Genomic DNA, 26,909 nt, shown 5'->3' on the forward strand with positions numbered 1-26,909 from the left:
GGTACTCACCATGCAGTTCGATAAATCCCGTATTCCTACCCCAGATGAGGCTCTGCCAGGTCGCGCGGAGACTATGCCGATTTCTGGTAAGCACTTTGTTTCCGGCAACGCGATGGTGCCGCCATTTCCTGAAGGAATGGGGCAGGCGGTGTTTGGCATGGGGTGCTTCTGGGGTGCCGAGCGTCTGTTCTGGGAGATAGAGGGCGTTTGGGTGACGGCGGTAGGCTATGCCGGTGGCGTCACGCCAAATCCGAATTACCGCGAGGTGTGTACAGGTGGCACAGGTCACGCGGAAGTGGTGCTGGTGGTATTTGATCCTGCGAAAGTCAGTTACGAGGAGCTGTTACGCCGCTTCTGGGAAGAGCATGATCCAACCCAGGGTATGCGCCAGGGTAACGATCTTGGAACCCAATATCGCTCCGTGATTTACACCTATGGTGACGATCAGGCCGAGCAGGCGCGAGCTTCTGAGGCCGAATTCCAGCAGGCACTGGAGGAAAAGGGGTTTGGTGCGATCACCACCGAGATTCAGTCGGCCCCGACGTTCTACTATGCGGAAGAAGATCACCAGCAGTATCTGGCGAAAAATCCCGGTGGCTATTGCGGTTTGGCTGGAACCGGCGCCTGTCTTCTGCGCTGATTCCCGCTTTATGTCGCGCCAGCTTTACGCTTTGACTGGTGCGCTGCGCGGATGAAGAATGTGCGCGCACCAATCACTCCAGCTGCCCGCATACAAGCGGGCCTCGCGGCCGATCAGGTACAGCGAAAACAGGTTTACACAGGCGGTAACGCCTGATCCGCAATAGCACACGATGGCATCATCCGCCGGGATGCTCTGCCAGTGCACTTGCAGCGCACTCAATGGCAAAATCTTGCCGTCCTCGTCGGTTACTTCCTGCCATGGCTTATTGATTGCACCGGGAATATGCCCGGCAATCGGGTCAATCGGCTCTTCGTTACCGAGAAATCGCTTGTTCTCTCGGGCGTCCACCAGCTTCCATGGCGGCGTTTCGAGATTGGGGTAGATATCGCTATAGCTCAATAGCTCGCCAGGTTGAGTTTTCGCCGTAAAGTCGCCCGCTGCGGACGCCTGCGGCTCGCCACTCTCAATTGCCATACCCGAGGCCTGCCAGGCTGCGAAACCGCCGTTCAAAATTGCAACATTGATGTGGCCAAAATGGCGCAGCAGCCACCAGGCACGTGCGGCGAAGGCAAAGCGCTGTGCGTCGTACAGCACGACCTGTGTGTTTTCGCTGATACCCCGGCTGCGGGCAAACTCGGAAAATTGCTGTGCGGTAGGGAGGGGGTGGCGGCCGCCGTAGCGCTCGGTAGGTGCGGAGAGGTCCCGGTGCAGGCATGCATACTGCGCACCGGGGATATGTGCTTGTTCAAACGCCTGCTGCCCGGCTTCCTTATCCGCCAGATCATAACGGCAATCCAGGACGACCAGCTGGCCATCCCCAAGGCTCTGCTGTTTCTGCAGCTCAGCCAGCTCGGCGACTTCAATCACACCCTGATAATTCATATCAACTGCTTTTTATTGTCTTTATAGCGCCTCAAATTAAGCTGCTGGAACCGATTTGTCCAGCGTCGAAAGAGACTGTCTTGGAACGCAAATAGGTTCGCTAATCACTGGGGTAAAACCCTTATGGGTTTTCCGTGTAGCGACTTCCACTTACGGTTGGCGTGTGCCGTTGGCCCTCTGCCCGTGGCGCTTCGTCGGGGAGCGGGGTCTGCTCACCTTCCTCTTGCGCGCGCTGAGACTCCAATTCGGCAATTTTTGCCTCCAGCTGCGCTTGCCGTGCGAGTTCCTCTTTTCGACAGCCGAGTACACTTTCGGCGATTGACGATTCCGGGTGATCCAGGAAGTCTGCCGCGGCTTGTTCCGCACATTCGCTTGCGGAAATGACATCGTGGGACAGATCGGGGAAAAGCACCCACTGGTGATTTGGCAACTTCTTGCGCGCAACATCGGCATCGTCAACCGATAGCACCGGGTCCAGGGCGCCGTGCATGACCAGTGTGGGTACGGGGGTTTGAATGGCTTGTGATTCCAGCATAGGTGCGGCGGGCATGGCCCAAATTCGACACTGCATCTGCATCATATCGATGTCCGCACGTACAGAACTGCCGAGGATACCGCTTCTCGCAGCGAGTTGACTGGCCTCGTCGAAGTCAACGAAGGGGGCTTCCTCAAAGCAAAAATGGCTGATGCCTGCGGCATCGCCAAAGTTGGGGTCGAGTACCAGTCCCATAAAACTGGCAATGGAAGGCTTGAGTAATTCTGCCTGATCCGATTCCAGTTCTTCGATAATTGCCGGAAGTTCCTTGTAGAAGCCCTCGTTGTACAGGGCCTGGAAGAGTACGCGCAATAGTCGCTGGCCGCTGAGTACGAATGGGTACTGCTGGCCTGCACGGATATTACCTGTCTCCACCACAAGCGGAGACTCATCCAATGCCTGTACTCGTGCTTCCAGGCGTTGTTCGAGGTCGGGGTAGCGCTTGTTGCAATCCTTGTCTTTGCGGCAGTAATCGACTCCGCGCTGATACGCGGCGGTGACATCTTCGGGCAATTTTTGTGTGTAGATAATCTCCGGGAAGACGGCACTATTCAGCACCATCGCACGTACGGACTCAGGAAAATCACGGGCTACTGTCAACGCATAGCGGGTTGAGTAGGACACGCCGTACAGATTCAGTTTGGGAATGCCCAGCGCTTTACGCAGTGCTTCCACATCCTGCGCAACAACCGCGCTGTTGTATTGAGAAAGGTCGGCTATTTCACTGAGGCGGCGGTAGCAGCGCTCCATGCTATAGGTGAATACACGCGCTTCTTCATCACTACTCAAGCGACGTGTAAACGCGAGGTCTGCGTCCTCAATAAATTCATCGCAGGAGAGTTTTGGACTCGCCATGCCGGTGCCGCGCGGATCCATCACAATTAGGTCGCGACCATCTTCTACCGTCATGGATGAGTAATTCACCCACAGCCAGTCGCTGGCATTCTGAGGTTCCAGTCCCAGGCTGGCTCCTGGACCGCCGGCACCCAGGTGCAGTAATGGTTCTTTATCCGGGTCGCTGATTTCCGCAAAAAAGCGCACCACCGGGAACTGAATCTTGCGGCCCTCGGGTTTGGCGTGATCCTCGGGGACTTCCATCATGAAGCATTGGGTAGTTGGCCAGCTTGCCTCGGTATCAAACCAGCAGGACTTTGGAATCAGTCGGCTGGGCGAGAGGGGCTCCGTAGGATCTTCGCGTGTGCAGCCGGTCAGTAGGATCGGCAGTGTCAGTAATGCGGTGAGGCAGATACGGCGAGTGCAGGACCGTCGCAACAGGCACAGGAAGGTGGAAGAGGGTAACGGCATAAGACAGTTCTGAATCCAAATATTACGACGGCTGGTGTCTCACTCCGGCCCGAAGCGGGCGATTGGCGCAGACAGGTTCCAGCGCAATGCTGCCAAGCGGATTGACAGAGTGACCAGTATTGCGATGGCTACCACGATTTCACCGGGCAGCATGTCAAGGTCGTCCAGTATCACCAGTGCGGCAGCACCACTCAAGGCCGCAGTGGCATAAATTTCTCGCCTCAGTAACAGGGGAATATCGCCACACAGGATATCGCGAATAAGCCCGCCAAAAGTGCCGGTCATCACGCCCATCACAATGGCGATACCTGGCGAAAAACCGAGGTCTAGCGTCTTTTGTGTGCCAATCACGACGAAAACCGCCAATCCCGCCGCGTCGGCGATCATCAGCAGCCGCATGGGCACACTGAAATAGCGAATCACGTAAAAACTGGCTACACCGGTGGCCGCGGCAATACCCAGGTAGTGGCTATTGTGGAGCCAGAAAACCGGTATATTCAGAATGATATCGCGAATAGTTCCGCCACCGGTGGCGGTAACACAGGCTAGGACTACGGCACCAAAGAGATCCATCTGTTTGTGACCCGCGGCCAATACTCCAGTAAAGGCGAATATGACGATACCGATTAGGTCACACCAGTAAAGAAGTTGTTCCATCCGGTCCGTGCCACGTGGGTGCAGAGTAAAGGGTAATGCGGGCTAAAAAGCACCTGTCGATCGGGAAGTGTGCGCCAAAACACTGGCGTTGCAGGGCAGTACCGGCAGAATTTGGCTACCGGGCGGTAATAGCGCGCGCCCTCAGTGGCCCAGATTATGGGCCCTAGGGGCGCGCGGAGTACAGGCTCTTAGAAAAATGCCTGCAGGCCGGTCTGCGCACGGCCGAGAATCAGTGCGTGCACGTCGTGGGTACCTTCGTAGGTATTGACCGCTTCCAGATTCATCGCGTGGCGAATAACGTGGAATTCGTCCGCAATACCGTTACCGCCGTGCATGTCACGTGCGACCCGCGCAATATCCAGGGCTTTGCCGCAGTTATTGCGTTTCACCAGGGAGATCATTGTTGGATCGAAATCTTTCTGCTCGTCCATCAGGCGTCCAACACGCAGGGAGCCCTGCAGGCCCAGAGCAATTTCGGTCTGCATGTCCGCGAGTTTTTTCTGGAACAGCTGGGTTTGTGCCAGTGGTTTGTTGAACTGCTTGCGATCAAGGCCATACTGGCGCGCTGCGTGCCAGCAGTATTCCGCCGCACCCATGGCACCCCAGGAAATACCGTAACGTGCGCGGTTCAGGCAGCCGAAAGGTCCGCTCAGGCCTTTGATGTCAGGGAAGCGGTTTTCTTCTGGTACAAACACATTGTCCATCACGATTTCACCGGTGATGGAAGCACGCAGCGAGAACTTGCCCTCGATTTTCGGCGCGCTCAAGCCTTCCATACCTTTTTCCAGTACGAAGCCGCGAATATCACCTTCATCGTCTTTGGCCCAAACTACAAACACGTCGGCGATCGGGCTGTTGGTGATCCACATCTTGGCGCCGGTGAGGCGGTAGCCGCCATCGACGCTCTTGGCGCGGGTCTTCATGCCACCGGGATCGGAACCGGCATCGGGCTCGGTGAGACCAAAGCAGCCCACCCACTCTCCGGAGGCGAGCTTCGGCAGGTACTTCTGTTTTTGCGCTTCACTGCCATAGGCATAAATAGGATGCATCACCAGGCTGGACTGCACACTCATGGCAGAACGGTAGCCGGAATCGACTCGTTCTACTTCTCGTGCAACGAGACCGTAGGAGACATAGTTCAAACCGGCGCAATCGTAGCCTTCGATGGTCGATCCCAGCAGGCCAAGCTCGCCCATTTCTTCCATAATTTCGCGATGGAAAATTTCGTTGCGGTTGGCTTCGAGCACACGTGGCATCAGTCTCGACTGACAGTATTCGCGTGCGGTGTCGCGGATCATGCGCTCTTCGTCGCTCAGTTGACGATCCAGTAGCAGGATGTCGTCCCAGTGTGCCAGTGGCTGATTTTTACTCATGTGTTGAACCCGTACATGGTCGGTAAACAAGGGATTCTCGATCGCGCACACGTCTATGGTAGGCAAATTACCGTAGATTCAATGGGCGATAGCCGTAGCGGAAGGCCGGGGCCGTATAGCCGGTCACGGTATCGCGGCGCATGATCAATTGCTGCGCCATCATAGCGAAGCTCGGAGCCAATTTCACGTTTGTGATCACTTTTTTGGTGGGGTACTTCGGGAGAGTATCCTGCCAATTCAGCGGATTGCAGGAAAATGACCTCGGGGCATGAAATCACCCGTCCATTCTGGTTCTTGGCCGTCTGGTCAGTAGCTCAAAATGCATGCTTTGGGTAAACAAAGGTAAATCGTCTTGGTACACCCGTTATTGGCTTTGATAATTAAAACGAACTTCATTAGACCAAACTGTTAGGGTAAAGGGCTTCATGGGCAAGCTGCCGAAATTAATTGGAGTGTGCGGGTTTGCGGCAGCCCTCGGCCTCGCTGGATGCAGTAGTGCCCCCCCGTTGCCGCCACAGCTACCGCAGGAATCGCTGGGTCTGCCGGACCGGTTTGTGGCCAGTGGTGCTGAACCCTTGACGCAACGCTGGTGGCAGAGCTTCGGCGATACGAGGCTCGATGCCTTGGTCGAGCATGCGCTGGCGGAAAACCCAGATTTACAGGCTACCTACTGGCGCCTTGCACAGGCGGATGCGGTGGCGGCGCAGGCGCGCAGTGGTTTCTGGCCTCGCTTGACCGGGCGTCTTGAAAACACGGAGCAGAAGCGCTCTTCGAGTGATGGCTTCGACTTCGCCGGTGGCGAAAACCAGGGGAATACCTGGACCGGCAATCTCGCGGCGAGTTACGAGTTGGACCTGTGGGGGCGAGTGCGCAGTGGCGCACGGGCGGCGGAGGCCGGTCGCCTGGCGCAGGAAATGAATGTGCAGACCGCGTCACTCACGCTCGCGGCCGAAGTTGCGGGTGTCTGGTTGCAGTTACAGGAGCAGCGCGGGCAGGAGCATCTACTTAGCGCGCAGCTCGAGGTGAACGAGAAAACGCTGCGCGCGCTGGAGTTGCGTTTCGGTAACGGGATTATTGCGGCAGCCGACGTGCTGCAGCAACGGCAGCTGGTCCAGCAGTCGCTGCAGGATCTTGTTCAGACTCGGGCGAATGCTGATCTGCTGCTTACCCAATTGGCCGCCTTGTTGGGCATGAGCGCGGATGCGTTGCCGCAAGCCGCCTTTGTGGATGCCGAGTTACCTGTTTTGCCGGCGTTGCCCGATACCGGTTTCCCAACTGCTCTGTTGCTGCGCCGGCCGGATGTTCAGCGTGCGCAGCGAGAGGTGTTACAGGGACACTACCTGTCCGCACAAGCCTGGGCCGAGCGGTTGCCGACTCTGTCTTTCGATATGTTTTTTTCCGGTGGAGGTACTTCTATTTCGGATATCGCCAACGACTGGCTGCTGAACCTGAGCCTCGCGCTGGAAGGCGTAATCTTTGATGGCGGTAATCTGTCTGCGCGCAAGCGTGAGCAGGCTGCTGCGGAGCAGGAGCGCTGGGCTCTGTTTCGAAACACGGTAGTGCAGGCGCTCTCCGAGGTTGAGCAGGCGCTGATAAATGAGCAGGCGATTCGAACACGTTTATCCTATTTGGAAACCCGCACACAGCTGGCTGATCAGATTACGCTGCGTCAGCGCCGCGCTTATGGACAGGGCTCTGTCGACTTTCTGAACGTTCTCTCGTCAACCAATAACCAGCAGCTATTGCAGCGCGAAGTCTTAACGGCACGGCGAGAGCTTCTGGAAAACAGGGTAACTCTTTATCGGGCCTTGTCGGGGGGGCTGCCCGTTGAAGATCTCCCTGAGCCATTACCTGTGGAACTGGATGTTTACAGCATCCAGGTGGACTGAGCGAAATACGCTGACACAAATTGGATGAGTATTTGGCCCTGGGCGGCCGAATAGCTGGAGCTGAAATGCTAAACAAAATCAACTGGAATATAGCCATCCCGATCTTGCTGATCGTGTTGGCGTCTGCCGTCTCCAGTTGGCTGCTGCGAGAAAAACCCACCATGCAGCGGGGAGAGCGCAAGGCGCCGCCGCTATTGGTGGAGGTGGCGCAGGCGGAGCGAGGCGAATTTCCCTTGACCATTCAGGCGCTGGGCAAGGTTACGGCGCGCGAGGAGGTCGAGTTGCAACCGCAGGTGGACGGGCGAGTAGAGTGGTTGAATTACGACCTCGGGCCCGGTTCAACCGTTGAGAAAGGTGAGCGGCTATTACAGATTGAGCGGGAACCCTATCAGCTTGCTTTGCAGTCTGCGCGCAGTGCCCTGGCGGAGCGCCGCGCTGAACTCCAGCAGGAGCAGGGGCAGCGCCTGGTCGCCGAGGAAGAATACGAGCTACTGGGAAGCTCACTGCCTGACGCGGACCTTTCGCTGGTACTTCGTGAACCGCAATTGGCTGCCGCTCGTGCGCGGGTAGACGCGGCAGAGGCACAGGTAAAACTGGCGGAGCGCGACCTGCGATTGACCCAAATTAGCGCGCCCTTTAATGCGTTACTGGTGGCTCGCAGCGTGGATGTCGGTGATCGGGTCGCACCCGGCACGGTGATGTACACCGTCGCCGGTGCGGACCGCTTTCAGATTGAGGTCGAAGTGCCGGCCCGGCAATTGCCGCAGTTAAACACCCCCAGTGCCAAGGTCCGGATTCATGGCAGCCAGTGGCCTATAGGTGTGTCGCGTGCCGGCGAATTTGTGCGCGTTATTCCTGTGTTGGAAGAGCAGGGCCGCTTGGGGCGCGTGTTGATTGAATTAGTAGATCCTCTGAGCATGGAAAACCCTGGTGAGCCGCGCCTACTGCTAAATGATCTTGCACGCGTGGAAATCACTGGGCGCAGTACTGGGCTGCAAGTTCGCATTCCCCTGACAGCACTGCAGGACGGCAACCGGGTTTGGGTAGTGCGAGACGGAAAGTTGCATATTCAGCCGGTAGTAGTCTCCCATTTTGATGGCGAGTATGCGGTACTGGAGAGTGGGCTGCAGGGCGCTGAAGCACTAGTGACAACGCGCCTTACCGCCGTTACCGAGAATATGCCTGTTAGTACCAAGGAAGGCGCAGCGTCGTCAGGGCAACCAATCAATCCCGAACTCCGGCGCCGCAATAAAGGCCCGGGTACCCGTGACAGATCGGCACCGCCGGAGCTTCCGGAGCGGTCACCAGAAAGTGTTGAGAAAGGCACCGACGGTGAGCGCGGATGAGTAACCCCAACGATCCTCTGTTTCGTGGCAAGCGCCCTCCGATTGACACCGGCCATGGGGCCATCGCATGGATGACCCACAATCATGTGACGGCAAACCTGTTGATGCTGGTCTTTCTGATCGGCGGATTGATTTTTTCTCTCACCATCAAAAAAGAAGTGTTTCCCGAGTTCAGTCTGGACCTGGTGACGGTGAACATTTCCTATCCGGGGGCCAGTCCGGAAGAGGTAGAGCGGGGCGTGCTGGTGCCGGCGGAGCAGGCGGTGACCGGACTCGTCGGACTCAAGGAGTTGCGTGGTACTGCCGGCGAGGGCAGTGCAAGCTTGACCCTGGAATTGGATGAAGGCGCCGATGCCAATAAAGTTTTCCAGGATGTACAGGCGGCGATCGACCGCATATCGACCTTCCCAACGGATATTGAGCGCCCGCAAGTGAGTCTTGTGGAGCGCAAACGGGATGTGCTCGATATCGTGGTGCACGGCAACGTGGATGACCGCACCTTGCGGGCATTCGTCATGCAGGTGTATGACAAACTGGAAGCTCACCCCGATATTACGCAGTTGGAAGCCTATGGGGTGCGGGATTACGAGGTCGCCATCGAGGTGCATCGCGACGACCTGCGGCGCTACAACCTGTCACTGCCGCTTATCTCTCAATTGGTGCGCAACGCCGCGGTTGATGTACCCGCGGGTGGGGTAAAGTCGGAGGCCGGAGAAATTCTAGTGCGGGTCACTGAACGCAAAGACTGGGCCCGTCAGTTTGGTGATATTGCTGTGGCCCAGAGCCCCGCTGGCGGCACTGTGCGTCTACGGGATATCGCTACCATCCGCGATGCGCTCGTGGATGAGCCACGCAATATGGTGTTTAACGGCGAGCCTGCCGCCGGTATTGATGTATTTCGGGTTGGTGACCAAACGCCCATGAGCGTGAGCAAGGCCACCCATGCGGTACTCGATGAAGTACGTCAAAGCCTGCCTCCGGGGATCTTTGTTACGGTGCGCGATGACGACTCGGAAATCTTTAAAGAGCGCCTGTCCCTATTGCTGAAAAACGGCTTTATCGGCTTACTGCTGGTGTTTGTGGTTTTGGGGATTTTCCTGGAGTTGCGCCTCGCGTTTTGGGTGACCTTGGGTATCCCAATCAGTTTTCTGGGGGCATTACTGTTCCTCCCCTGGATGGACATATCGATCAATATGGTCAGTATGTTTGCGTTCATTATCGCGTTGGGCATCGTGGTCGATGATGCGATTATCGCCGGCGAAAATATTTACGAGTGGCGCCAGCGCGGATACAGTAATTTCGATGCAGCCGTGGCGGGGGCGCGCCAGGTGGCGGTACCGCTGACCTTTGCGATTCTTACCAATATCGTCGCATTTATTCCCTTGACCCAGCTGCCCGGTTTTATGGGCAAGATCTTTGGCGTTATCCCGTTTGTGGTGGGTTCGGTATTTCTCATATCCTGGGTAGAAGCACTGTTTATTCTGCCTGCACATTTGGCGCACTCCCAGCGGGGCCACAAAAGTCGCTCGGCGCGACGCTTGGCGGCCCGTCAAAAAATGGTGGCACGAGGGTTGGATCGCTTCGTTGAGCACCGCTTCAAGCCGCTGCTGGATACCTGTGTGCGGCATCGTTACTTCACCATATCGGTCGCCATTTCCATATTAATTGTGATGAGTGGCTATGCGGCTAGTGGTCGTATGGGGTTTACCCTGATGCCCAGAGTTGAGCGCGACACTGGCCGGGTACAGGTGACGTTTCCGCCCGGCACTGCGGAAGCCCAGTTGGAGCGCGCACGGACACAGATTATGAGCGCTGCCGATGTCATCCTTGAGGAGACCGGCAGGGAAGGTGTGTTTATCGGTATGCGCGGCCTGATCCGTAACGATACGGTGCAGGTTGATGTCTACCTGACGCCCGGTGATCAGCGTGACGTTTCCACGGGGGATTTCGTGCGCCGTTGGCGGCGGCAGGTGGGCACGGTGCCCGGCGCGCTCAGCTCAAGTTTTGCCAGTGATCGCGGTGGACCCGGTGCGGGTCCCGCACTGACCATTGAATTGCGCCACACGGATACCGATTTGCTGGAAGAGGCGGCGATGCAATTGGCCGCCGGCCTAGCCGGTTTCCCCTCTGTGGGCGATATCGACCCCGGGGTTTCCCAGGGCAAGCGCCAGCTCGATCTTACTCTTACCGATACCGCAAAAAGTCTTGGTCTGACCGCCGAAGAAATCGGCCGCCAGTTACGCGCCTCCCTGTACGGCGCCGAGGCGTTGCGCCAGCAGCGCGGGCGCGATCAGGTAAAAGTCATGGTGCGCCTGCCGGAAGAAGAGCGGGTTACCCTGGACGATGTAAATAATATCTTGATTCGCGCCAGCAACGGCTTGTGGTTACCATTGCCGGACCTGGTGGTGATTGATCAGGGGCGTGCCTACGCCACCATCAATCGTCGCGAGGGCCGGCGGGTAATGACGGTGACTGCGGAAGTGGAACCGGCAGACCAGGCGGCACTGGTGATAAATGCGCTTGATCAGACGGTAATACCGCAGTTGCTGGCGCGTTACCCGGGGCTAAGTTTGTCGTATGAAGGCCGGCAGGCCCACGAGCGGGAGGGGCTGTCTTCGCTGGGGATGACGTTCACCCTGACGCTGGCGGTTTTGTATTTTCTGCTGGCGATTCCACTTAAGAGTTACATCCAGCCACTCACGGTGATGGTAGCCATCCCGTTCGGTGTTATTGGTGCGATTCTGGGCCACCTGATTATGGGGTATGGACTGAGCATGGTGAGTTTGCTCGGCATGGTGGCGCTGGCGGGGGTTGTGATCAATGATACGCTGGTAATGATCGAGTATGGCAACCGCCTGCGGATGCAAGGTGTGGCCGTTACCGATGCCATCAAGGCCGCCGCCGCCCGTCGTTTTCGCCCGATTGTGCTGACTACGGTCACCACTTTCTGTGGCTTGATGCCGATGATTTTTGAAAAGTCGGTGCAGGCCAAATTCATGATTCCCATGGCCATTTCCCTCGGCTACGGCATTCTGGCGGCTACGGCCATTTCCCTGCTGCTGGTCCCCTGTCTGTACCTGATGTTTTCGCGGGACATTCCAGCCCTGTTTGGCATGCTGAAGAACCACGCGTTGCGCCGAACGGCAAATTAACGCCTGCGGCCGGAATGTGGTTCAGTCTCGCCGCAGGTGATCTTTAATCGCGATGGGGTTGGGAAAGTTCAGCACGACGATATAAGACGACACCAAGAAGGTGAGGATCGCGGTTGCCTGAATCAGGTGCGAAGCCTTGCTGCCAATCAGCTGTTGGCTCGCGGCGAGAAAGGCGATCAGTAGCGAAAATTCACTGATCTGCCCCAGGCGAAAGCCGATATCCCAGGCGAGTATTTTGCGTTCGCTCTGCTGTCCCAGTAGATAGCGGAAAACCACCGGTTTGATGATCAGTACCGCAGAGGCGGCGACCAGTGCGGGGACGGCGATCTCGGGCACCATATCCAGATGGAACTGTGCGCCAAGGCTGAAGAAGAACAGGATCAGGAAGAAGTCCCGCAGGGGCTTCAGGCTGAGCGCGATGTACTGCGAGATCGGGCTGGTTGCGAGCGTGATCCCCGCAATAAACGCACCGATCTCTCGGGACAGCCCGACCACCTCTGCCAGCTCCGCGAGCCCAAGGCACCAGCCGAGCGCGAGCAAAAACACGTATTCGTGGAATCGGTCGAATTTGGCCAGCAGCGGCTGCAATACATAGCGCACTGCGGCCCAGGCGAAGCCCACCAGTAGTGGCAGTGCCGCGAAGGAAATTCCCAGGCGAGTGAAATCCACCGAACCGGTGCTGCCACTGAGCAGGATCATGAGGCAGGTGATCGCCACAAAATCCTGAAACAGCAGTAGGCCCACCATCATTTCACCCAGATGCTTGTGGTGCAGCACGGTGGTCGGCAGCAGCTTGATACCGATGATGGTGCTGGAGAACATCATCGCCATACCGATCACCCACGACTCGATGCTGGTAAAGCCGAAGACACGGCCAATGCCGTAACCCAGCGCCAGGAACACGGCACAGCTGATGAGGCCGACGAAGGTGGCTTTACGCAGTACCGACATGAGGGCCTTGGGCTGCATATCGAGGCCTAGCAGGAAGAGCAGGAAAACAATGCCGATGCTCGACATCTCCGCCATCAGCGCCACATTGTCGATGACCCCGAACACCGACGGGCCAAGCAGGCAGCCGAGGGCAATGTAGGCAACGAGCAATGGCTGCCGACCCCACAGGGCAAGCGAGGCGACTACCGCAGCGCCGCTGAATATGAGGAAAAATGACTGGAACAGGGAGGTCTCAGGCACTGCGCATCCTTGTAGCAGACTGGAATATGACTCTATTCGGTATTATCGGCGTTGTAACGACCGGTTTTCAATGGCCTTGCTTTGGAAAGCGCGCCGGACACTGGCCCGGCACCAAATTTCACTCACTACAGTTTGAACCAGCGTAGAACTTCGCCTTCCTTCGACAGGATTGGTTGTGCGCAGATTTCGCCGGGAGGATTTGCGATTATCTGTCGTGCTTTGGCGAGATATTCCTGTAAGGGCAAGGTCACCTTGGTTGGCGCTTCACCGCTCATATCGAGGGTAAGGTCCAATGGTGCACTGGGCTCTTGTCCCTGGTAGCGCCATACTCCGGCGGCCGTATCATACTGATAGAAGGACAGCATTCGGTGGCCGTGCTCAGCGATCAGTTCAATCGCTTCGATGAGGTAATCCACGGTCTCTTCATCCAGGAAGTAATTGAAGTTCAGACGGACCCAGCCGGGCTTCAAGATGCTCTCGCCTTCACTGACCAGCTTTTCAATCGCGGTGCTCTGCTCATCGGTAAGGTGCAATAAGTGGTGTCCGTATGGCCCTGCACAGGAGCAGCCCCCGCGCACCTGAATTCCAAACAGGTCGTTAAGTAGCGCGACAACGAATCCGTAGTGCAATGGTTTGCCGTCCTGCAGTAGATGCAAGGATACGATGCTCACACGCTCCGCGTCGGTACCGCCGAGGATTTCTATGTTGGGGTTGTCGGCCCAGCGAGAGAATGCGCGCTCAAGCCAGTGTGCTTCCCGTGCTTCAATCGTGTCAGCGCCTACCTGATCTTTTAGTGCGAAGATCATGCCAGCACGCACAGATTCCACGATGGCTGGGGTGCCAGCTTCCTCGCGTCGCTCTCCAGCGGGCAGGTAGGTGTGTCGGCCGGGACTGACCCAGGACACGGTGCCACCCCCGGTAACCGCCGGCTGGTTTTCAGGCAATAGAGTACGGCGCACGATCAGAATGCCCGGCGTACCGGGGCCGCCGACAAATTTATGCGGTGAGATAAACAGCGCATCTTTGCACGAGAGCCCATCTTGCCCCTGTACATCAATATCGACGTACGGTGCTGCCGCCGCGTAGTCCCAAAATGAGAGGGCGTTGTGCTGGTGCAAAAGCCGCGTAACGGCAGTGGTATCGGTGCGAATGCCGGTAACATTGGATGCTGCAGAAAAGCTGCCGATCTTGAGCGGGCGCTCGGCATATTGTTCGAGTGCTGACTGGAGTGCGTCGAGGTCGACACCACCCATGGCATCGAGTGGGATGGTCACCACTTCTGCGACAGACTCACGCCAGGGTAAGTCATTCGAGTGGTGTTCATAGGGACCAATAAATACGACCGGGCGCGCACTGTCGGAAATGGTGCCACTGGTGCCACCGATGCGCACGTAGTGGTCTTTTCGCAAGCCAAGGCAATCGACGATGCGGTTAACCGCTGCGGTAGCGCCGGCACCGCAGAAGATAATTGCGTGCTCGTCACTGGCATTTACAGATGTGCGAATCGCGCTGCGCGCCTGTTCGCGAAATGCCATGGTCTGGCGACCAGTTGCCGAGGTTTCGGTATGGGTATTGGCGTACCACGGCAGTACCTTGTCGCGAATGGTGTCCTCGACAAATTGCAGTGCGCGGCCCGAGGCCGTGTAGTCCGCGTAAACCAGTGGCCGTTCGCCGAAAGGCGTACGCATGGGCATGCGCTCGCCGATGACGTTATCGCGAATGCGCTTAAGTAAATGTTCGACTGTGTCGGAGGTCGAACCCATTTGTGGTACTTGTTTTGGTACTTTTTTGGGTGCTTGGCGAGAATGATTCATGGCGACCTCAATGTACTGCGCCCGCGGGGATCACCCGCGGGCCTGTCATTAATTCAGTCATTGAGCTGGCGTCATTCGCCGGTGGGTATGGGCAGTTCCGTGGTGCTCTTGATCTGCTCCATGGCGAAGGTGGAGGCCACGTCTGCAATGCCGGCGTGGGCGATCAGCTTTTTATAAAACTGATCGTATGCGGCAACATCGCTGACCACGATACGCAAGATGTAATCGTAGTCGCCGGCAAGGCGATAGCATTCCACCACTTCCGGTAGATCAGCCATGGTGCGGGCAAAGGAGTCCGCCCATTCAGCGCTGTGCTGATTCGCTTTCACTTGGGCAAACACTGATACCGGCAGGCCGAGTACCTCGGCATCCAGCAGGGCGACCTTGCGACGAATGATGCCGCTTTTCTCCAGCTTCTGTATCCGGCGCCAGCACGGGGTCTTGGTCAGGCCCACACGCTCGGCCAGCTCTTCGATGGAGAGGCTAACATCTGATTGCAAGATGGCAAGAAGTTGTCGATCAATTGCGTCGAGTGAAGACATAGTTCTACAAAGCTCCATAAAGCGGGTTTGTATTCCCTTTGCTTGCTCCGGTACTCGCTCCCTTGCAACAAATTACCCCGGTACTTTTTAAGGGTACTGAGAAATCCGACGTTGGCGGCTCTTGGAAGAATCCTTTGCTGTACCCCGTATCTCGTTAGTAACGATAATCTCCGTATCGATGCACTAGTAGTGGAATTTTCTCTCCGATTTTCAGGATCAAAAAAGCCGGGCAATGCCCGGCCAAACAACAGGGGGGTTGTTGGAACTTTGTTTTGGAACGCTGCGCGTTGTTAAGCCGCTTCTTTGGGCGGGAACATCGGCTCGAACAGGCCCGCCGCCATGGCTTCACGTACGCGCGCCATCAAATCAATTTCGGTGAGCTGTTGCAGGTCTTGCAGATCGTTCAGCAGATAGTAAATGGGCTGCACAATATCAATGCGGTAGGGCGTGCGCAGGGTATCAACCACCTCGAAAGGCACACGCGCTGGCTCATCGCTCAGGGCGTAGAGCGTCTCTTTCGGGGACGACAGGATACCGCCACCGTAAATACGCAGGCCGTCTTTGGTATTCAGCAGTCCAAACTCGACGGTGAACCAATACAGGCGCGCCAGGTAGCCGCGCTCTTTCGGGCTGGCTTTCAGGCCCAATTCACCGTACTTCTGCGTGAAGTTGGCAAACGCGGGGTTGGTGAGCATTGCGCAGTGGCCGAAGATTTCATGGAAGATATCCGGCTCTTGCAGGTAGTCGAATTCTTCGGGGGTGCGGATAAAGGTCGCCACCGGGAATTTGCGCTCGGAGAGCAGGCGGAAAAAGGTCTCGAAGCCGATGAGGGCGGGCACGCGTGCAGTTTCCCAACCGGTTTCACGACGCAATACGCGATTGACTTCCTCCAGCTGGGGAATGCGGTCCACAGGCAGGTTCAGCAGGTCGAGACCATGCATGTACTCATCACAGGCGCGGCCAGGGATAATCTGCAGCTGTCTTTCGATCAGGCGCTGCCACGTTTGGTGCTCAAGCTCGGTGTATTCAATGAAACCCTCAGCATTGGGTTCACGGGCCACATACTTGCTGGGCTTTTTGCTGCTCATGACTATCTCCGCGGTTGGCGGTCACAGTTTGCCGCCAGTTCTGTTGTTATCGTCCTTCTATTCTTAGACACGAGCGCGAGGGAGTGGCAGGGCAGATAGAGCCAAAAAGCGGGCCCATGGGCCCGGTCGGCTACACTTTTTGTAAACATAAGTTTACAGTTGGTGCATGAGAGTAGAGATTACCTGTAGCGACCGTGTGGGCATATTGCAGGAAATTATGGCGATCTTTGCCAATTTCCGGGTCAATGTGCGCACCGGAGAGATTGGCGGCGATAGCGGAGACAAGGTTTACCTGTGGGCGCCGGGCCTGCTTCTGACCCAGTTTCAGTCGATCGAGAAGTCTCTCCAGCAGGTGCCGGGGGTACAGAAGGTGCGCCGCATCGCGTTAATTCCCTCCGAGCGCCGTCACTTCGAGCTGGATACCCTGCTGCGGCATGTGTCCTATCCGGTGCTGTCGGTGGATAGTGCCGGCCGCATCATTGCCGCAAACCTCGCCGCCGCCCGCGCGTTCGGGGTCAATGAGGGGCAGGTGCCGGGGATGCAGCTTCAGCGTTTCCTGCCGAGGCTGCAATTGGAGGAACTCCTGCGCGGTCTGACTGCGCCCCGTTACGGGTTCCCGGTGTCGGTGCGGGGCAAGCCGTTTACCCTCGACTGGTCGCCAATTACCCTGGGTGACAGCTCGGCCGGGCCCGCGTCGCTCGCCGGTGCCGTGTTGACCTTGCACGCAGCTACCCCCGATGTGGATTCTCCCCTCGAACAGACGCCACCCACACCGCAGGTGCTCTGGGACCTGGACGCGCGCCGAGCCTGTTGCTTGCGCTTGCAACAGATGGTGCCGCTGCAAGCCCCATTGCTGATTAGCGGTGAACGCGGCAGCGGCAAGACCACATTTCTACACGCAGCCTACTATCTGAGTCCGCTGGCGGAGGGCGGTAAGGTTTATCGTTGCCATGGCGAGACGCTGGATGTAGACGGAGTGACTCGGCTCGCAGAACTCCCCACAGATACCGTCGTGTTAATTGATGATCTGGAGCTCGCGCCGCAGGATGCCCAGCGTCAATTGGCGGAAAGCCTGTTGCGCACCCGGTTTCTGCCACGCTTGATGGTTACTGTCACCGCATTCTCCGCCTTGCTGCCCGCACTGCAGCAAACCTTTGCTGCCCAGCATATCCAGTTGCCCACCCTGCGTGCTATGCGTCCGTCTCTAGAGCGGTTTGTGCGGCTAATCCTGTCTCAGGTGTCGCACGGCGAGGGTGTGCCGGTGCCCGGTGATGCGGAGGGATCAGCATTTGACGGGGCGGTGGATGCGTTAAAATTGTCGGACTGGCCGACAAACTTCACTGGGCTTACCCAGCAAATGGAATCGGCGCTGGCGCATATGCATGCACGCGCGGGGCGTGTTTTGGCGCGCGAGGACTTTCCGGACATGGTTAGCGAAACGAATTTGCCGTGGCGTGAATGGGGCAGGGGGCTGACGCTTGCGGAACAGCTGGAAAAAGTGGAACGGAGTATTCTTGAAGAGCTGCTCGAGAGTTTGCCCGCCGAGCAGCGTTCCAGCCGCGCGCTTGCGCGGCAGCTGGGGATTTCACATACGGCGGTGGCCAATAAGTTGCGCAAGCACAAATTGACAGTGCACTGACAAATTGTCATTGCACTGGGCGCGGGCCCGCCAGTCTCAGCGTTCGATTTTGCCGATCAGGATGTCCTTAAACATGACGAAGTCACCCCACAGGGAATAAAAGGGGTTTTTAAAGGTGGCGGGGCGGTTGTGCTCAAAAAAGAAGTGCCCAACCCAGGCAAAGCCGTAGCCCGCCACTGGCACCGCCCACAGCAACGCCCAGTTGCGGCTGATGATCGCGGTAATAACCAGGCCAATAACCAGCGCGGTGCCCACAAAGTGCAGCCGGCGGCAGGTTAGGTTGCTGTGTTCGTTCAGGTAAAACGGATAGAACTCGCGGAAAGAGTTAAAGCGCGGGGTTTCGCTGGCCTTATCTTCATTTTGCGGTGTCTGCATAGTGTTCTCTGTCATCTCGCTATCCTGTTTGTTGTTTATTTTTATAGGGTGTTGGTTGGGATGATACGGGTTCATCGCCGATTCTAGCGGCAAGCAGGAGCTTGCGCTGGTCGGAAAAGGACATGCCATTTTGGCCACCGGTGTGCCCCACAAGCAAGGGTAGAGCGCAATTATCCTAACTCGCTTTCGACCATCGGGTAGCAAATCTGATAATCTTGCCCTCAGATTTGTGATCACTTTTCTCTGGCGCTCCAGCGCTGTCAGAGCGAATACATAAGGAAGTTTTATGTCTGGCCCGTTATCTCATCTCAAGGTGCTCGACCTGAGTCGAATTCTGGCCGGCCCCTGGGCCAGTCAGGTGCTGGCGGACTTTGGCGCTGAGGTCATTAAGATCGAGCGCCCGGGCAAGGGCGACGACACCCGTCATTGGGGCCCTCCCTATCTGCAAGACGTTGAAGGCAAGGATACTGCGGATGCGGCCTACTATTTGAGCGCGAACCGCGGCAAAAAGTCGATAACGGTCGATATCACCAAGCCCGAGGGCCAGGCCTTAATAAAGGAACTGGTCCAGCAATGCGATATTTTGCTGGAGAATTACAAGGTGGGTGGCCTCGCTAAATACGGCCTGGACTACGCGTCGATACGCGCAATTAACCCGCGCATCATCTATTGCTCGATTACCGGGTTCGGCCAGACAGGTCCCTATGCCCAGCGCGCTGGCTACGATGCCATGATTCAGGGAATGGGTGGCCTGATGAGTATTACCGGGGTGCCGGAAGGGCAGCCTGGGGCGGGCCCGCAGAAAGTGGGCGTTGCTGTGGCGGACCTGATGACCGGGATGTATGCGGTTTCCGGCATCCTTGCGGCAGTGGTGCATCGGGAGCAGACCGGAGAAGGGCAGCACATCGATCTGGCTCTGCTGGATACACAGGTCGCCTGGCTGGCGAATCAGGCCCAGAACTATCTGGTGTCCGGCACCAGTCCCGAGCGTCAGGGTACTGCACATCCAAACATCGTCCCCTATCAGGCGGTTCCGGCGAGTGATGGCTACTTCATGCTGGCAGTTGGCAACGACACGCAATTCCAGAAGTTTTGCCAAATTGCCGGTCTCGACGCGGTTGCACAAGATCCCGCGTATACGACAAACCAGGGGCGGGTGAAGGCGCGCGAGATCCTTGTTCCTTTGGTGGAGGCTGCAACTGCCGCTAAGCCCGCCGCATGGTGGCTGGAAAAACTCAGCGATGCCCATGTGCCGTGCGGGCCAATCAATAATTTAGAGCAGGTGTTTGCCGATCCGCAGGTGCAGGCCCGCGGTATGGTGGTTGAGCAACCGCATCCGGAGGCGGGCACTGTGCGCACCGTGCGCAACCCGTTGGGCTTTTCCGCATCCCCCCTGGCTTATCAGGATGCGCCACCCACCTTGGGCCAGCATACGCAAGCGGTGTTGACCGATGAGCTGGGGTTGTCCCCTGAGCAAGTCGCCGCGCTTCGGGATAAGGGAATCATCTGATACAAACAAAAAAGCCCGGCAGAAATCTGCCGGGCTTTTTTGACTTGGTTACCGCTTCGCTCAGGCGAGTGCGCGTCGGCGGTGGATTGGCAGCGGCTGGTCTACCGCGGCCTGATAGCTGTCACTGAAGTCGCGCAGCGACTCAGTCAGTGCACTCAGGGGCTGCTCACCCTGGAACGCGAAGGCGTTAAAACCACAGCGGGTCAGGTAGCTGAGCTGGTCGCGAATGAAATTGCCAACCGCGCGCATTTCGCCGGTAAAGCCATAGCGCTCACGCAGCAGGCGTGCGGCGGTAAAACCGCGGCCATCGGTAAACGCAGGGAAGTGCGCGGCAATGAGCGGCAGTTCACCGGCGTACTCGCCAATGAGATCAGCAGTTTCATCACTGTCGAGCCACACACCAATCTCTTGTTTGCGGTCTTGCAGTGCTTCGCGCAATGCCAACCATACGCTCGCCGGCAAGATGATTTTGCCTGCGACCAGGTTGTCGGCCGAAACCTCTTCTTCACCAGTCAGCGGCAGCAGGTTCCATTGGTTGTCTGCTACTTTCCCGTCAACTATGAGTTGTGCGGGATTTTCCGGCTGTGCACCTATGGTTTTTGCCTTGGGTGTCTTCTTCACCGTGGACTTCTCAGCTGGCTTTGGCATACACACGCTCCTTGAATGGCTGCAGTCCGATACGCTTGTAGGTATCGATAAAGAATTCTTCCGGCTGGCGGTTTTCGACAAACACATCGAGAATCTTGCCGATGGTTGCTGGCATTTCGTCACGGGAGAAGCTTGGGCCAAGTACCTTGCCGAGGCTGGCGTCTTGGTTGGCGCTGCCACCGAGCTGTACCTGATAGAACTCTTCGCCTTTTTTATCTACACCCAGAATGCCGATATGGCCGATGTGGTGGTGGCCACAGGCGTTCATGCATCCGGAGATATTGAGGTCCAGGTCACCCAGGTCGTATAGGTAATCCAGGTCATCGAACTTGCGCTGGATCGCTTCTGCCACCGGAATGGACTTGGCATTGGCCAAGGAGCAGTAGTCGCCGCCCGGGCAGCAAATCATATCGGTCAGGGTGCCGATGTTCGGGGTGGCAAAGCCGTGCTTGCGCGCCGCTTGCCAGAGCGCGAACAGTTTTTCCTGCTCCACATCTGCCAGTACCACGTTTTGCTCGTGGGTTACACGCACTTCACCGAAGCTGAATTCGTCGGAGAGGTCGGCGATTGCCTCCAGCTGACGATCGGTCACGTCACCCGGCGGGATTCCGGTTGGCTTGGTGCTCAGGGTAACTGCCTGATAGCCCTCTACGCGATGGGGGAAGGTGTTGCGTTCGAGCCAGCGGGCAAACGCTTTATCACCACCGGCCTGGTCGCGCAGTACAGCTTCACCGTGACCGGCTTTGAAGGTTTTATACGGTTGCTCTGGGAAGAAGCGCTTGGCCCATTGGATGGCCTCGACGGTGAGCTCGTCGGCGCCGTCTTTGATTTGCTCCCACTCCGCTTCTACGCGGCGGGCAAATTCCTCGGGGCCCATGGCTTTTACCAGAATCTTGATACGCGCCTTGAACTTGTTATCGCGGCGGCCCAACTGGTTGTACACGCGCACGATGGCTTCGAGGTACGACAGCAGGTGGGTTTCCGGCAGGAAGTCACGAATGGCCACGCCCAGAATCGGGGTGCGGCCGAGACCGCCGCCAACAAATACCTGGAACCCGGTCTCACCCTGATCGTTTTTAACGATCTGCACGCCGATATCGTGGGCGCGAATCGCTGCGCGGTCTTCATCTGTACCACAAACCGCAATCTTGAACTTGCGCGGCAGAAATGCGAACTCCGGATGGAAGGTGGACCACTGACGGATCAGCTCACAATAGGGGCGGGGGTCGACCAGCTCATCGGCAGCGACACCAGCAAACTGGTCGGTGGTGGTGTTACGGATACAGTTACCGCTGGTTTGCACCGCGTGCATCTCGACTTCCGCCAGCTCCGCCAGGATATCCGGTACATCTTCCAGATTCGGCCAGTTGAGCTGTACATTCTGGCGGGTGGTGAAGTGGGCGTAGCCTTTGTCGTACTTGCGGGTAATGTGTGCCAAGCGACGAACTTGGGTGCTGTTCATCAGCCCGTAGGGCACCGCAATGCGCAACATGGGGGCCAGGCGCTGCACATACAGGCCATTTTGTAGGCGCAGGGGCAAAAATTCTTCTTCACTTAGCTCACCGGCGAGATAGCGTTCGGTCTGGCCGCGAAACTGGGCCACCCGTTCTCGGATCAGCTTGTGGTCCTGTTCGTCGTATCGATACATAAGAGCTTGATTCCATTACATTTTTGCGCCGGCTCAACAGCGCCCAGAGGGTCTTCTGGAGCCTATCTATGACCCTGAGTGGCGCATAACATACCAGCCGCCTTATACAAAAAATAACAATTTTTTTCGCTACCTTAGTAACAGAAGGTTATAAGTAGCCGCTGTCGCAAGCGTTGGTGAATATGCGTGCAGTTGCACCGTCTGCGGGGATTTGATCTACTTGAGAAACCGCGTTTTTAGCGGTGCTGCTACCTTTAAAAACAATAATGATTTCTTGAGTGACGGAGTATTCCGATGAACGACCAAGTAGTAAGAGATGTAGTAGTTGTATCTGACGATAGCGATAATGCTGTAGACGCCATTGCGGCGGTGGCCCTGGTCGCCATATTCGTTGCAACCTGCGTGTACTGGGTTGCCTCTCAAGGCTAATCCCAGTCTCTTCCTCGCTGCGCTAACCCCACTTCGCTCCGATCGTTTGCCGGTGTGGAGTAGGGTGGCGGCTGCTGGGTGAGCATGTTTTCGGCGCGATCTGGGTTTACCCCATATTGCTTAGAACTGTTCTCACCACCAGGATCAGCACCGCAACAAATGCGGCGGTGAAGATAATGCCTGCAGCAATGTAGGCCTTGAAGCTGCCTGCCTTGAAGTCCCTTTCACGATTCTTATCGGATTGCACGCCCACCGCTGCAGCCAGGGTGCTGAGCACAACCTGGCCGAACGATGGCTTCTGCTGTTGATCTTTGTCGTCGGTGTGATTCATACCGGATTCCTTTTTCCAGCGAACGCGTATTTTTCTTTCGATGCTTTCCATCCAGGACTTTCCATCCAGAACTTTCCATCCGGGACGGCCGACGACCCGACTTCGACTCTTCCTCAATCAGTCTTCGAGGTTGGGGCGCAGCCAGCGCTCCAGTTCATCGACTTGCATGCCCTTGCGCTCGGCCAAGCTTTCCAGCTGATCCCGCGATATTTTGCCAACATTGAAATACTTGGAGTTCGGGTGGGCAAAGTAGAGTCCGCTTACCGCGGCGGCGGGCATCATGGCAAAGCTCGAGGTCAACTCGATACCGGCATTATCTTCCGCGCTCAGCAGTTTGAACAGCGTGGCCTTTTCGGTGTGGTCCGGACAGGCCGGGTAGCCGGGTGCCGGGCGGATGCCGCTATAGGCTTCCTTGATCAGCTCTTCATTACTCAGTGCTTCTTCAGCCTGGTAGCCCCAGTACTCTCTGCGCACTTCCCGGTGCAGGTACTCTGCGAAAGACTCGGCCAGACGGTCGGCCAATGCTTTCACCATGATCGCGCTGTAGTCGTCGTGCTTGGCTTCGTATTCCGCGGCAAGCTCATCGGCGCCAATACCGGTGGTCACGGCAAAACCGCCGACATAATCCGCAACGCCGGAGCCAACTGGTGCAACAAAGTCCGCCAGTGAGCGACAGTAGCCATCGCCGCCGCGTTTCAATACCTGCTGGCGTATCTGGTGCAGGCGCGCACGTTCTTCACTGCGGCTTTCATTGGTGTACACAACAATGTCGTCGCCATCGGAATTTGCCGGCCACAGGCCAAATACGGCGCGGGCTTTCAGGCGCTTGTTCTCGATAATATCAGCGAGCATGGTTTGCGCACTCTTGAACAGGTCGGTAGCGGCTTCGCCTACCACTTCATCGTTCAAGATGGCCGGGTATTTGCCGGCGAGATCCCAGGAAATAAAGAACGGTGTCCAGTCGATGGTGTCCACCAGCTTATCCAGCGGGAAGTCATCGAGAACGGTCAGGCCCGGCTTGTTCGGTATGGCGGGGGTGAAGTTCTTCCAGTCGAACTGCGGGCCGCTTTCCAGCGCTTTCGCGTAGCTGAGGCGAGGGTCGTTACGTTTGCGGTTCGCCGTGCGCTCACGCACTTTTACGTATTCGTCCCGTACGCCCTGCACAAAGCCCGGGCGCAGTTCATCCGACAACAGGTTGCTGGCTACGCCGACAGCACGGGACGCGTCGGCAACGTAAACCACCTGGTTGCGCTTGAACTGCGGCTCAATTTTTACCGCGGTGTGCGCTTTGGACGTGGTGGCGCCGCCAATCATCAGCGGAATATCAAACTCCTGACGTTCCATCTCTGCGGCAACGTGCACCATTTCATCCAGTGATGGGGTGATCAGGCCGGAGAGGCCGATGATGTCGCACTGCTTTTCTTTTGCTGTCTGCAGGATGGTTTCCGCGGGCACCATGACACCCAGGTCAATCACCTCAAAGTTATTGCACGCAAGTACCACACCGACAATGTTCTTGCCGATATCGTGCACGTCACCTTTTACCGTGGCCATCAGGATGCGGCCGTTGGATTTGCTGTCTGCGGTCTTTTCGGCTTCGATGTAAGGCTGCAGGTAGGCGACTGCCTGCTTCATGACGCGGGCAGACTTCACCACCTGTGGCAGGAACATTTTGCCCTCGCCAAACAGGTCGCCGACCACATTCATGCCATCCATAAGCGGTCCTTCGATGACGTCCAGTGGACGTGTCGAGGCCGCGCGGGCTTCCTCGGTATCTTCCTCGATAAAGTTGTTGATACCTTTTACCAGGGCGTGCTCGAGGCGCTTTTTCACCGGCCATTCACGCCACGCGAGGTCTTCCTTGCGCTCGGCGGCGCTGCCGTCACCGCGGTATTTCTCGGCGATATCCAGCAGTGCTTCGGTGGACTCGTCGTTGCGGTTGAGGATGACGTCTTCTACCTTGTCCCGCAGTTCATCGGGCAGGTCGCTGTAGACCTCCAGCATGCCGGCGTTCACGATGCCCATGTTCATCCCGGCTTTAACCGCGTGGTAGAGGAACACCGAGTGGATGGCTTCGCGCACCGGGTTGTTGCCGCGGAACGAAAAGGAGACGTTGGAAACGCCACCGGATACGTTGGCGCCGGGCAGGTTTTCACGAATCCAGCGAGTGGCTTCGATAAAGTCCACCGCATAATTGTTGTGCTCTTCGATACCGGTGGCCACCGCAAAAATGTTCGGGTCGAAAACGATATCCGTGGGGTTGAAGCCCACCTTATTCACCAGCACGTCGTAGCTGCGTTTACAGATCTCCACCTTGCGCTCGAAAGTATCGGCCTGTCCGGTTTCGTCAAACGCCATCACAACAACGGCGGCACCGTAGCGCAGGCACAAGCGCGCTTTCTCGATAAACTCCTCTTCACCTTCCTTCAGGCTGATGGAGTTCACGATGGGTTTGCCCTGAATGCACTGCAGGCCGGCCTCGATCACCTCCCATTTGGAGGAGTCGACCATAAACGGCACCTTGGCGATGTCGGGCTCGGTCGCGCATAGATTGAGGAAACGGCGCATTGCCGCCTCGGAATCCAGCATTGCCTCATCCATGTTGAAGTCGATCACCTGTGCGCCGTCTTCCACCTGGGCGGCGGCGATTTGCAGCGCGGTATCGTAATCCTCTTCCATGATCAGGCGCTTGAAGCGCGCGGAACCGGTGACGTTACAGCGCTCGCCAACATTCACGAACAGCGCGTTTTCGTCTGCGACATACGGCTCAAGGCCAGACAGGCGCAGGGCGGGTTTGATTTCGGGCAGTTTGCGCGGTGCAACATCGGCAACCGCGTCGGCAATCGCGCGAATATGGTCGGGTGTGGTGCCGCAGCAACCACCGAGAATGTTCAGGAAGCCGGCGCGGGCGAATTCGGATACCACGGCCGCGGTTTCGGCCGGCGTTTCATCGTACTCGCCGAACTCGTTTGGCAGTCCCGCATTCGGGTGGGCGGAGACGTGTTCGGCGCAGACGCCAGATAGCGCCTCAACGTAAGGACGCAATTCGGTGGCGCCCAGGGCGCAGTTGAGTCCGACCGAGATAGGCTTGGCGTGGGCAACGGAGTAGTAGAAGGCTTCGGTGGTCTGTCCCGACAGGGTGCGCCCGGAAGCGTCGGTAATGGTGCCGGAAATCATGATCGGCAACTCAAAACCGCGTTGTTCGAATACTTCCTGCACGGCGTAAATCGCCGCCTTGGCGTTCAGGGTGTCGAAAATGGTTTCGATCAGGATGATATCGGAGCCGCCGTCGATCAGCGCGTTGGTTGACTCGATGTAGTTCTCTACCAGCGCGTTGAAGGTTACGTTGCGTGCACCGGGATCGTTCACGTCCGGTGAAATGCTCGCGGTGCGCGAGGTTGGGCCAAGCACGCCAGCCACGTAGCGAGGTTTCTCTGGCGTGGAGTATTGATCGGCAGCGCGCCGTGCGATCTCGGCCGCGACACGGTTGAGCTCTGGCACCAGGTCTTCCATGTCGTAATCGGATTGCGACAGGCGGGTGGCGTTGAAGGTGTTGGTTTCAATAATGTCTGCGCCGGCTTCCAGGTATTCGCCGTGAATGCGCTCGATCAGATCGGGCTGGGTAAGGACCAGCAGGTCGTTGTTGCCCTTGATGTCGGAGGGGTAGTCGGCAAAGCGCGCACCGCGGTAGTCGGCTTCTTCCAGCTTGGCCCGCTGAATCATGGTACCCATGGCACCGTCCAGAATCAGGATGCGCTCGCCCAGGGCGGCGTATAACTGCTTCAGGCGTTGATCGCGGGACTGCTCAGACATCGGATATTCCTTAAACCAGGGATCAAAAGGGCGGCAATATTAGCACAGATACCCCTCTGCATCGGCTTTCTGGTCACTTTGTAAGATCCTGTTTTTATG

At 57.2% G+C, this 26,909-nt stretch carries 20 protein-coding genes; 7 read left to right on the forward strand and 13 right to left on the reverse strand.

What is annotated here, in order from left to right:
- The first annotated feature begins 10 nt into the window (after window positions 1–10).
- On the forward strand, window positions 11–640 hold the full coding sequence (gene msrA / locus LCM31_RS09770; RefSeq protein WP_224869591.1) for a peptide-methionine (S)-S-oxide reductase MsrA: 630 nt from the start codon (window positions 11–13) through the stop codon (window positions 638–640).
- A gap of 24 nt (window positions 641–664) precedes the next feature.
- Here msrA and LCM31_RS09775 read toward each other — a convergent pair whose 3' ends face one another.
- The 4 genes from LCM31_RS09775 to LCM31_RS09790 all read right to left on the reverse strand — a co-directional run bounded on the left by LCM31_RS09775 (window position 665) and on the right by LCM31_RS09790 (window position 5,395).
- On the reverse strand, window positions 665–1,525 hold the full coding sequence (locus LCM31_RS09775) for a sulfurtransferase (RefSeq protein WP_224869593.1): 861 nt from the start codon (window positions 1,523–1,525) through the stop codon (window positions 665–667).
- 121 nt (window positions 1,526–1,646) lie between these two features.
- Window positions 1,647–3,365, reverse strand: coding sequence for an alpha/beta hydrolase (locus tag LCM31_RS09780; RefSeq protein ID WP_224869595.1), 1,719 nt, complete (start codon window positions 3,363–3,365; stop codon window positions 1,647–1,649).
- A 39-nt stretch (window positions 3,366–3,404) separates the two neighbouring features.
- Window positions 3,405–4,022, reverse strand: coding sequence for a trimeric intracellular cation channel family protein (locus LCM31_RS09785; protein ID WP_224869597.1), 618 nt, complete (start codon window positions 4,020–4,022; stop codon window positions 3,405–3,407).
- Between the two features lie 188 nt (window positions 4,023–4,210).
- Complete coding sequence (locus LCM31_RS09790; RefSeq protein WP_224869599.1) at window positions 4,211–5,395, reverse strand: acyl-CoA dehydrogenase; 1,185 nt, start codon at window positions 5,393–5,395, stop codon at window positions 4,211–4,213.
- A gap of 425 nt (window positions 5,396–5,820) precedes the next feature.
- Here LCM31_RS09790 and LCM31_RS09795 point away from each other — a divergent pair, with 425 nt between their 5' ends.
- The 3 genes from LCM31_RS09795 (at window position 5,821) to LCM31_RS09805 (ending at window position 11,782) form a co-directional block, all read left to right on the forward strand.
- Window positions 5,821–7,284, forward strand: a complete 1,464-nt coding sequence (locus LCM31_RS09795; protein WP_224869601.1) for an efflux transporter outer membrane subunit — start codon at window positions 5,821–5,823, stop codon at window positions 7,282–7,284.
- 65 nt (window positions 7,285–7,349) lie between these two features.
- Window positions 7,350–8,630, forward strand: coding sequence for an efflux RND transporter periplasmic adaptor subunit (locus LCM31_RS09800; RefSeq protein WP_224869603.1), 1,281 nt, complete (start codon window positions 7,350–7,352; stop codon window positions 8,628–8,630).
- Window positions 8,627–11,782, forward strand: coding sequence for an efflux RND transporter permease subunit (locus tag LCM31_RS09805; protein WP_224869605.1), 3,156 nt, complete (start codon window positions 8,627–8,629; stop codon window positions 11,780–11,782). Before LCM31_RS09800 ends, LCM31_RS09805 begins: the two co-directional genes overlap by 4 nt.
- A 21-nt stretch (window positions 11,783–11,803) precedes the next feature.
- Here the strand turns inward: LCM31_RS09805 and LCM31_RS09810 are convergent, their stop codons facing one another.
- From LCM31_RS09810 to phhA, 4 genes are all read right to left on the reverse strand, one after another.
- Window positions 11,804–12,973 carry a cation:proton antiporter gene (locus LCM31_RS09810; protein WP_224869607.1) on the reverse strand — a complete coding sequence of 390 codons (1,170 nt, stop codon included), beginning with the start codon at window positions 12,971–12,973 and terminating at the stop codon, window positions 11,804–11,806.
- Between the two features lie 125 nt (window positions 12,974–13,098).
- Window positions 13,099–14,736, reverse strand: coding sequence for an aminotransferase class V-fold PLP-dependent enzyme (locus LCM31_RS09815; protein ID WP_224869609.1), 1,638 nt, complete (start codon window positions 14,734–14,736; stop codon window positions 13,099–13,101).
- A gap of 122 nt (window positions 14,737–14,858) precedes the next feature.
- Entirely contained in the window at window positions 14,859–15,329 is a 471-nt protein-coding gene (locus LCM31_RS09820) for an Lrp/AsnC family transcriptional regulator (RefSeq protein WP_222228406.1), read from the reverse strand.
- 290 nt (window positions 15,330–15,619) lie between these two features.
- Entirely contained in the window at window positions 15,620–16,417 is a 798-nt protein-coding gene (gene phhA, locus LCM31_RS09825; protein ID WP_222246648.1) for a phenylalanine 4-monooxygenase, read from the reverse strand.
- A 166-nt stretch (window positions 16,418–16,583) separates the two neighbouring features.
- Here phhA and LCM31_RS09830 point away from each other — a divergent pair, with 166 nt between their 5' ends.
- Entirely contained in the window at window positions 16,584–18,056 is a 1,473-nt protein-coding gene (locus LCM31_RS09830; protein WP_224869611.1) for a TyrR/PhhR family helix-turn-helix DNA-binding protein, read from the forward strand.
- A 36-nt stretch (window positions 18,057–18,092) separates the two neighbouring features.
- On the opposite strand, the gene LCM31_RS09835 is transcribed toward LCM31_RS09830, so the two are convergent.
- Entirely contained in the window at window positions 18,093–18,446 is a 354-nt protein-coding gene (locus tag LCM31_RS09835; RefSeq protein ID WP_224869612.1) for a DUF962 domain-containing protein, read from the reverse strand.
- 271 nt (window positions 18,447–18,717) lie between these two features.
- On the opposite strand from LCM31_RS09835, the gene LCM31_RS09840 reads away from it, so the two are divergent.
- Window positions 18,718–19,941, forward strand: coding sequence for a CaiB/BaiF CoA transferase family protein (locus LCM31_RS09840; RefSeq protein ID WP_224869614.1), 1,224 nt, complete (start codon window positions 18,718–18,720; stop codon window positions 19,939–19,941).
- Between the two features lie 60 nt (window positions 19,942–20,001).
- Here LCM31_RS09840 and LCM31_RS09845 read toward each other — a convergent pair whose 3' ends face one another.
- Window positions 20,002–20,589: a DUF934 domain-containing protein gene (locus LCM31_RS09845; RefSeq protein WP_224869616.1), complete on the reverse strand. Its 588-nt coding sequence runs from the start codon at window positions 20,587–20,589 to the stop codon at window positions 20,002–20,004.
- On the reverse strand, window positions 20,573–22,237 hold the full coding sequence (locus tag LCM31_RS09850; protein ID WP_224869617.1) for a nitrite/sulfite reductase: 1,665 nt from the start codon (window positions 22,235–22,237) through the stop codon (window positions 20,573–20,575). The genes LCM31_RS09845 and LCM31_RS09850 overlap by 17 nt, the downstream gene beginning before the upstream one ends.
- Window positions 22,238–22,531: 294 nt before the next feature.
- On the opposite strand from LCM31_RS09850, the gene LCM31_RS16320 reads away from it, so the two are divergent.
- Window positions 22,532–22,666 carry a hypothetical protein gene (locus LCM31_RS16320; RefSeq protein WP_263601026.1) on the forward strand — a complete coding sequence of 45 codons (135 nt, stop codon included), beginning with the start codon at window positions 22,532–22,534 and terminating at the stop codon, window positions 22,664–22,666.
- Between the two features lie 106 nt (window positions 22,667–22,772).
- On the opposite strand, the gene LCM31_RS09855 is transcribed toward LCM31_RS16320, so the two are convergent.
- Both LCM31_RS09855 and metH read right to left on the reverse strand, forming a co-directional pair.
- Window positions 22,773–23,048: a DUF2970 domain-containing protein gene (locus LCM31_RS09855; RefSeq protein WP_224869620.1), complete on the reverse strand. Its 276-nt coding sequence runs from the start codon at window positions 23,046–23,048 to the stop codon at window positions 22,773–22,775.
- 66 nt (window positions 23,049–23,114) lie between these two features.
- Window positions 23,115–26,810 (reverse strand): methionine synthase, encoded by a 3,696-nt coding sequence (gene metH, locus LCM31_RS09860; RefSeq protein WP_224869621.1) that lies wholly within the window; start codon window positions 26,808–26,810, stop codon window positions 23,115–23,117.
- Between the last annotated feature and the right edge of the window lie 99 nt (window positions 26,811–26,909).

It is taken from the genome of Microbulbifer agarilyticus (genome assembly GCF_020171345.1).
Lineage (GTDB): Bacteria > Pseudomonadota > Gammaproteobacteria > Pseudomonadales > Cellvibrionaceae > Microbulbifer > Microbulbifer agarilyticus_D.

What these genes read in the sequence shown, in the direction of transcription:
- msrA (WP_224869591.1), top strand. Translation starts at nt 11, where the DNA reads ATGCAGTTCGATAAATCCCGTATTCCTACCCCAGATGAGGCTCTGCCA.
- LCM31_RS09775 (WP_224869593.1), bottom strand. Translation starts at nt 1,525, where the DNA reads ATGAATTATCAGGGTGTGATTGAAGTCGCCGAGCTGGCTGAGCTGCAG.
- LCM31_RS09780 (WP_224869595.1), bottom strand. Translation starts at nt 3,365, where the DNA reads ATGCCGTTACCCTCTTCCACCTTCCTGTGCCTGTTGCGACGGTCCTGC.
- LCM31_RS09785 (WP_224869597.1), bottom strand. Translation starts at nt 4,022, where the DNA reads ATGGAACAACTTCTTTACTGGTGTGACCTAATCGGTATCGTCATATTC.
- LCM31_RS09790 (WP_224869599.1), bottom strand. Translation starts at nt 5,395, where the DNA reads ATGAGTAAAAATCAGCCACTGGCACACTGGGACGACATCCTGCTACTG.
- LCM31_RS09795 (WP_224869601.1), top strand. Translation starts at nt 5,821, where the DNA reads ATGGGCAAGCTGCCGAAATTAATTGGAGTGTGCGGGTTTGCGGCAGCC.
- LCM31_RS09800 (WP_224869603.1), top strand. Translation starts at nt 7,350, where the DNA reads ATGCTAAACAAAATCAACTGGAATATAGCCATCCCGATCTTGCTGATC.
- LCM31_RS09805 (WP_224869605.1), top strand. Translation starts at nt 8,627, where the DNA reads ATGAGTAACCCCAACGATCCTCTGTTTCGTGGCAAGCGCCCTCCGATT.
- LCM31_RS09815 (WP_224869609.1), bottom strand. Translation starts at nt 14,736, where the DNA reads ATGGGTTCGACCTCCGACACAGTCGAACATTTACTTAAGCGCATTCGC.
- LCM31_RS09820 (WP_222228406.1), bottom strand. Translation starts at nt 15,329, where the DNA reads ATGTCTTCACTCGACGCAATTGATCGACAACTTCTTGCCATCTTGCAA.
- phhA (WP_222246648.1), bottom strand. Translation starts at nt 16,417, where the DNA reads ATGAGCAGCAAAAAGCCCAGCAAGTATGTGGCCCGTGAACCCAATGCT.
- LCM31_RS09830 (WP_224869611.1), top strand. Translation starts at nt 16,584, where the DNA reads ATGAGAGTAGAGATTACCTGTAGCGACCGTGTGGGCATATTGCAGGAA.
- LCM31_RS09835 (WP_224869612.1), bottom strand. Translation starts at nt 18,446, where the DNA reads ATGACAGAGAACACTATGCAGACACCGCAAAATGAAGATAAGGCCAGC.
- LCM31_RS09840 (WP_224869614.1), top strand. Translation starts at nt 18,718, where the DNA reads ATGTCTGGCCCGTTATCTCATCTCAAGGTGCTCGACCTGAGTCGAATT.
- LCM31_RS09845 (WP_224869616.1), bottom strand. Translation starts at nt 20,589, where the DNA reads ATGCCAAAGCCAGCTGAGAAGTCCACGGTGAAGAAGACACCCAAGGCA.
- LCM31_RS09850 (WP_224869617.1), bottom strand. Translation starts at nt 22,237, where the DNA reads ATGTATCGATACGACGAACAGGACCACAAGCTGATCCGAGAACGGGTG.
- LCM31_RS16320 (WP_263601026.1), top strand. Translation starts at nt 22,532, where the DNA reads ATGAACGACCAAGTAGTAAGAGATGTAGTAGTTGTATCTGACGATAGC.
- LCM31_RS09855 (WP_224869620.1), bottom strand. Translation starts at nt 23,048, where the DNA reads ATGGAAAGCATCGAAAGAAAAATACGCGTTCGCTGGAAAAAGGAATCC.
- metH (WP_224869621.1), bottom strand. Translation starts at nt 26,810, where the DNA reads ATGTCTGAGCAGTCCCGCGATCAACGCCTGAAGCAGTTATACGCCGCC.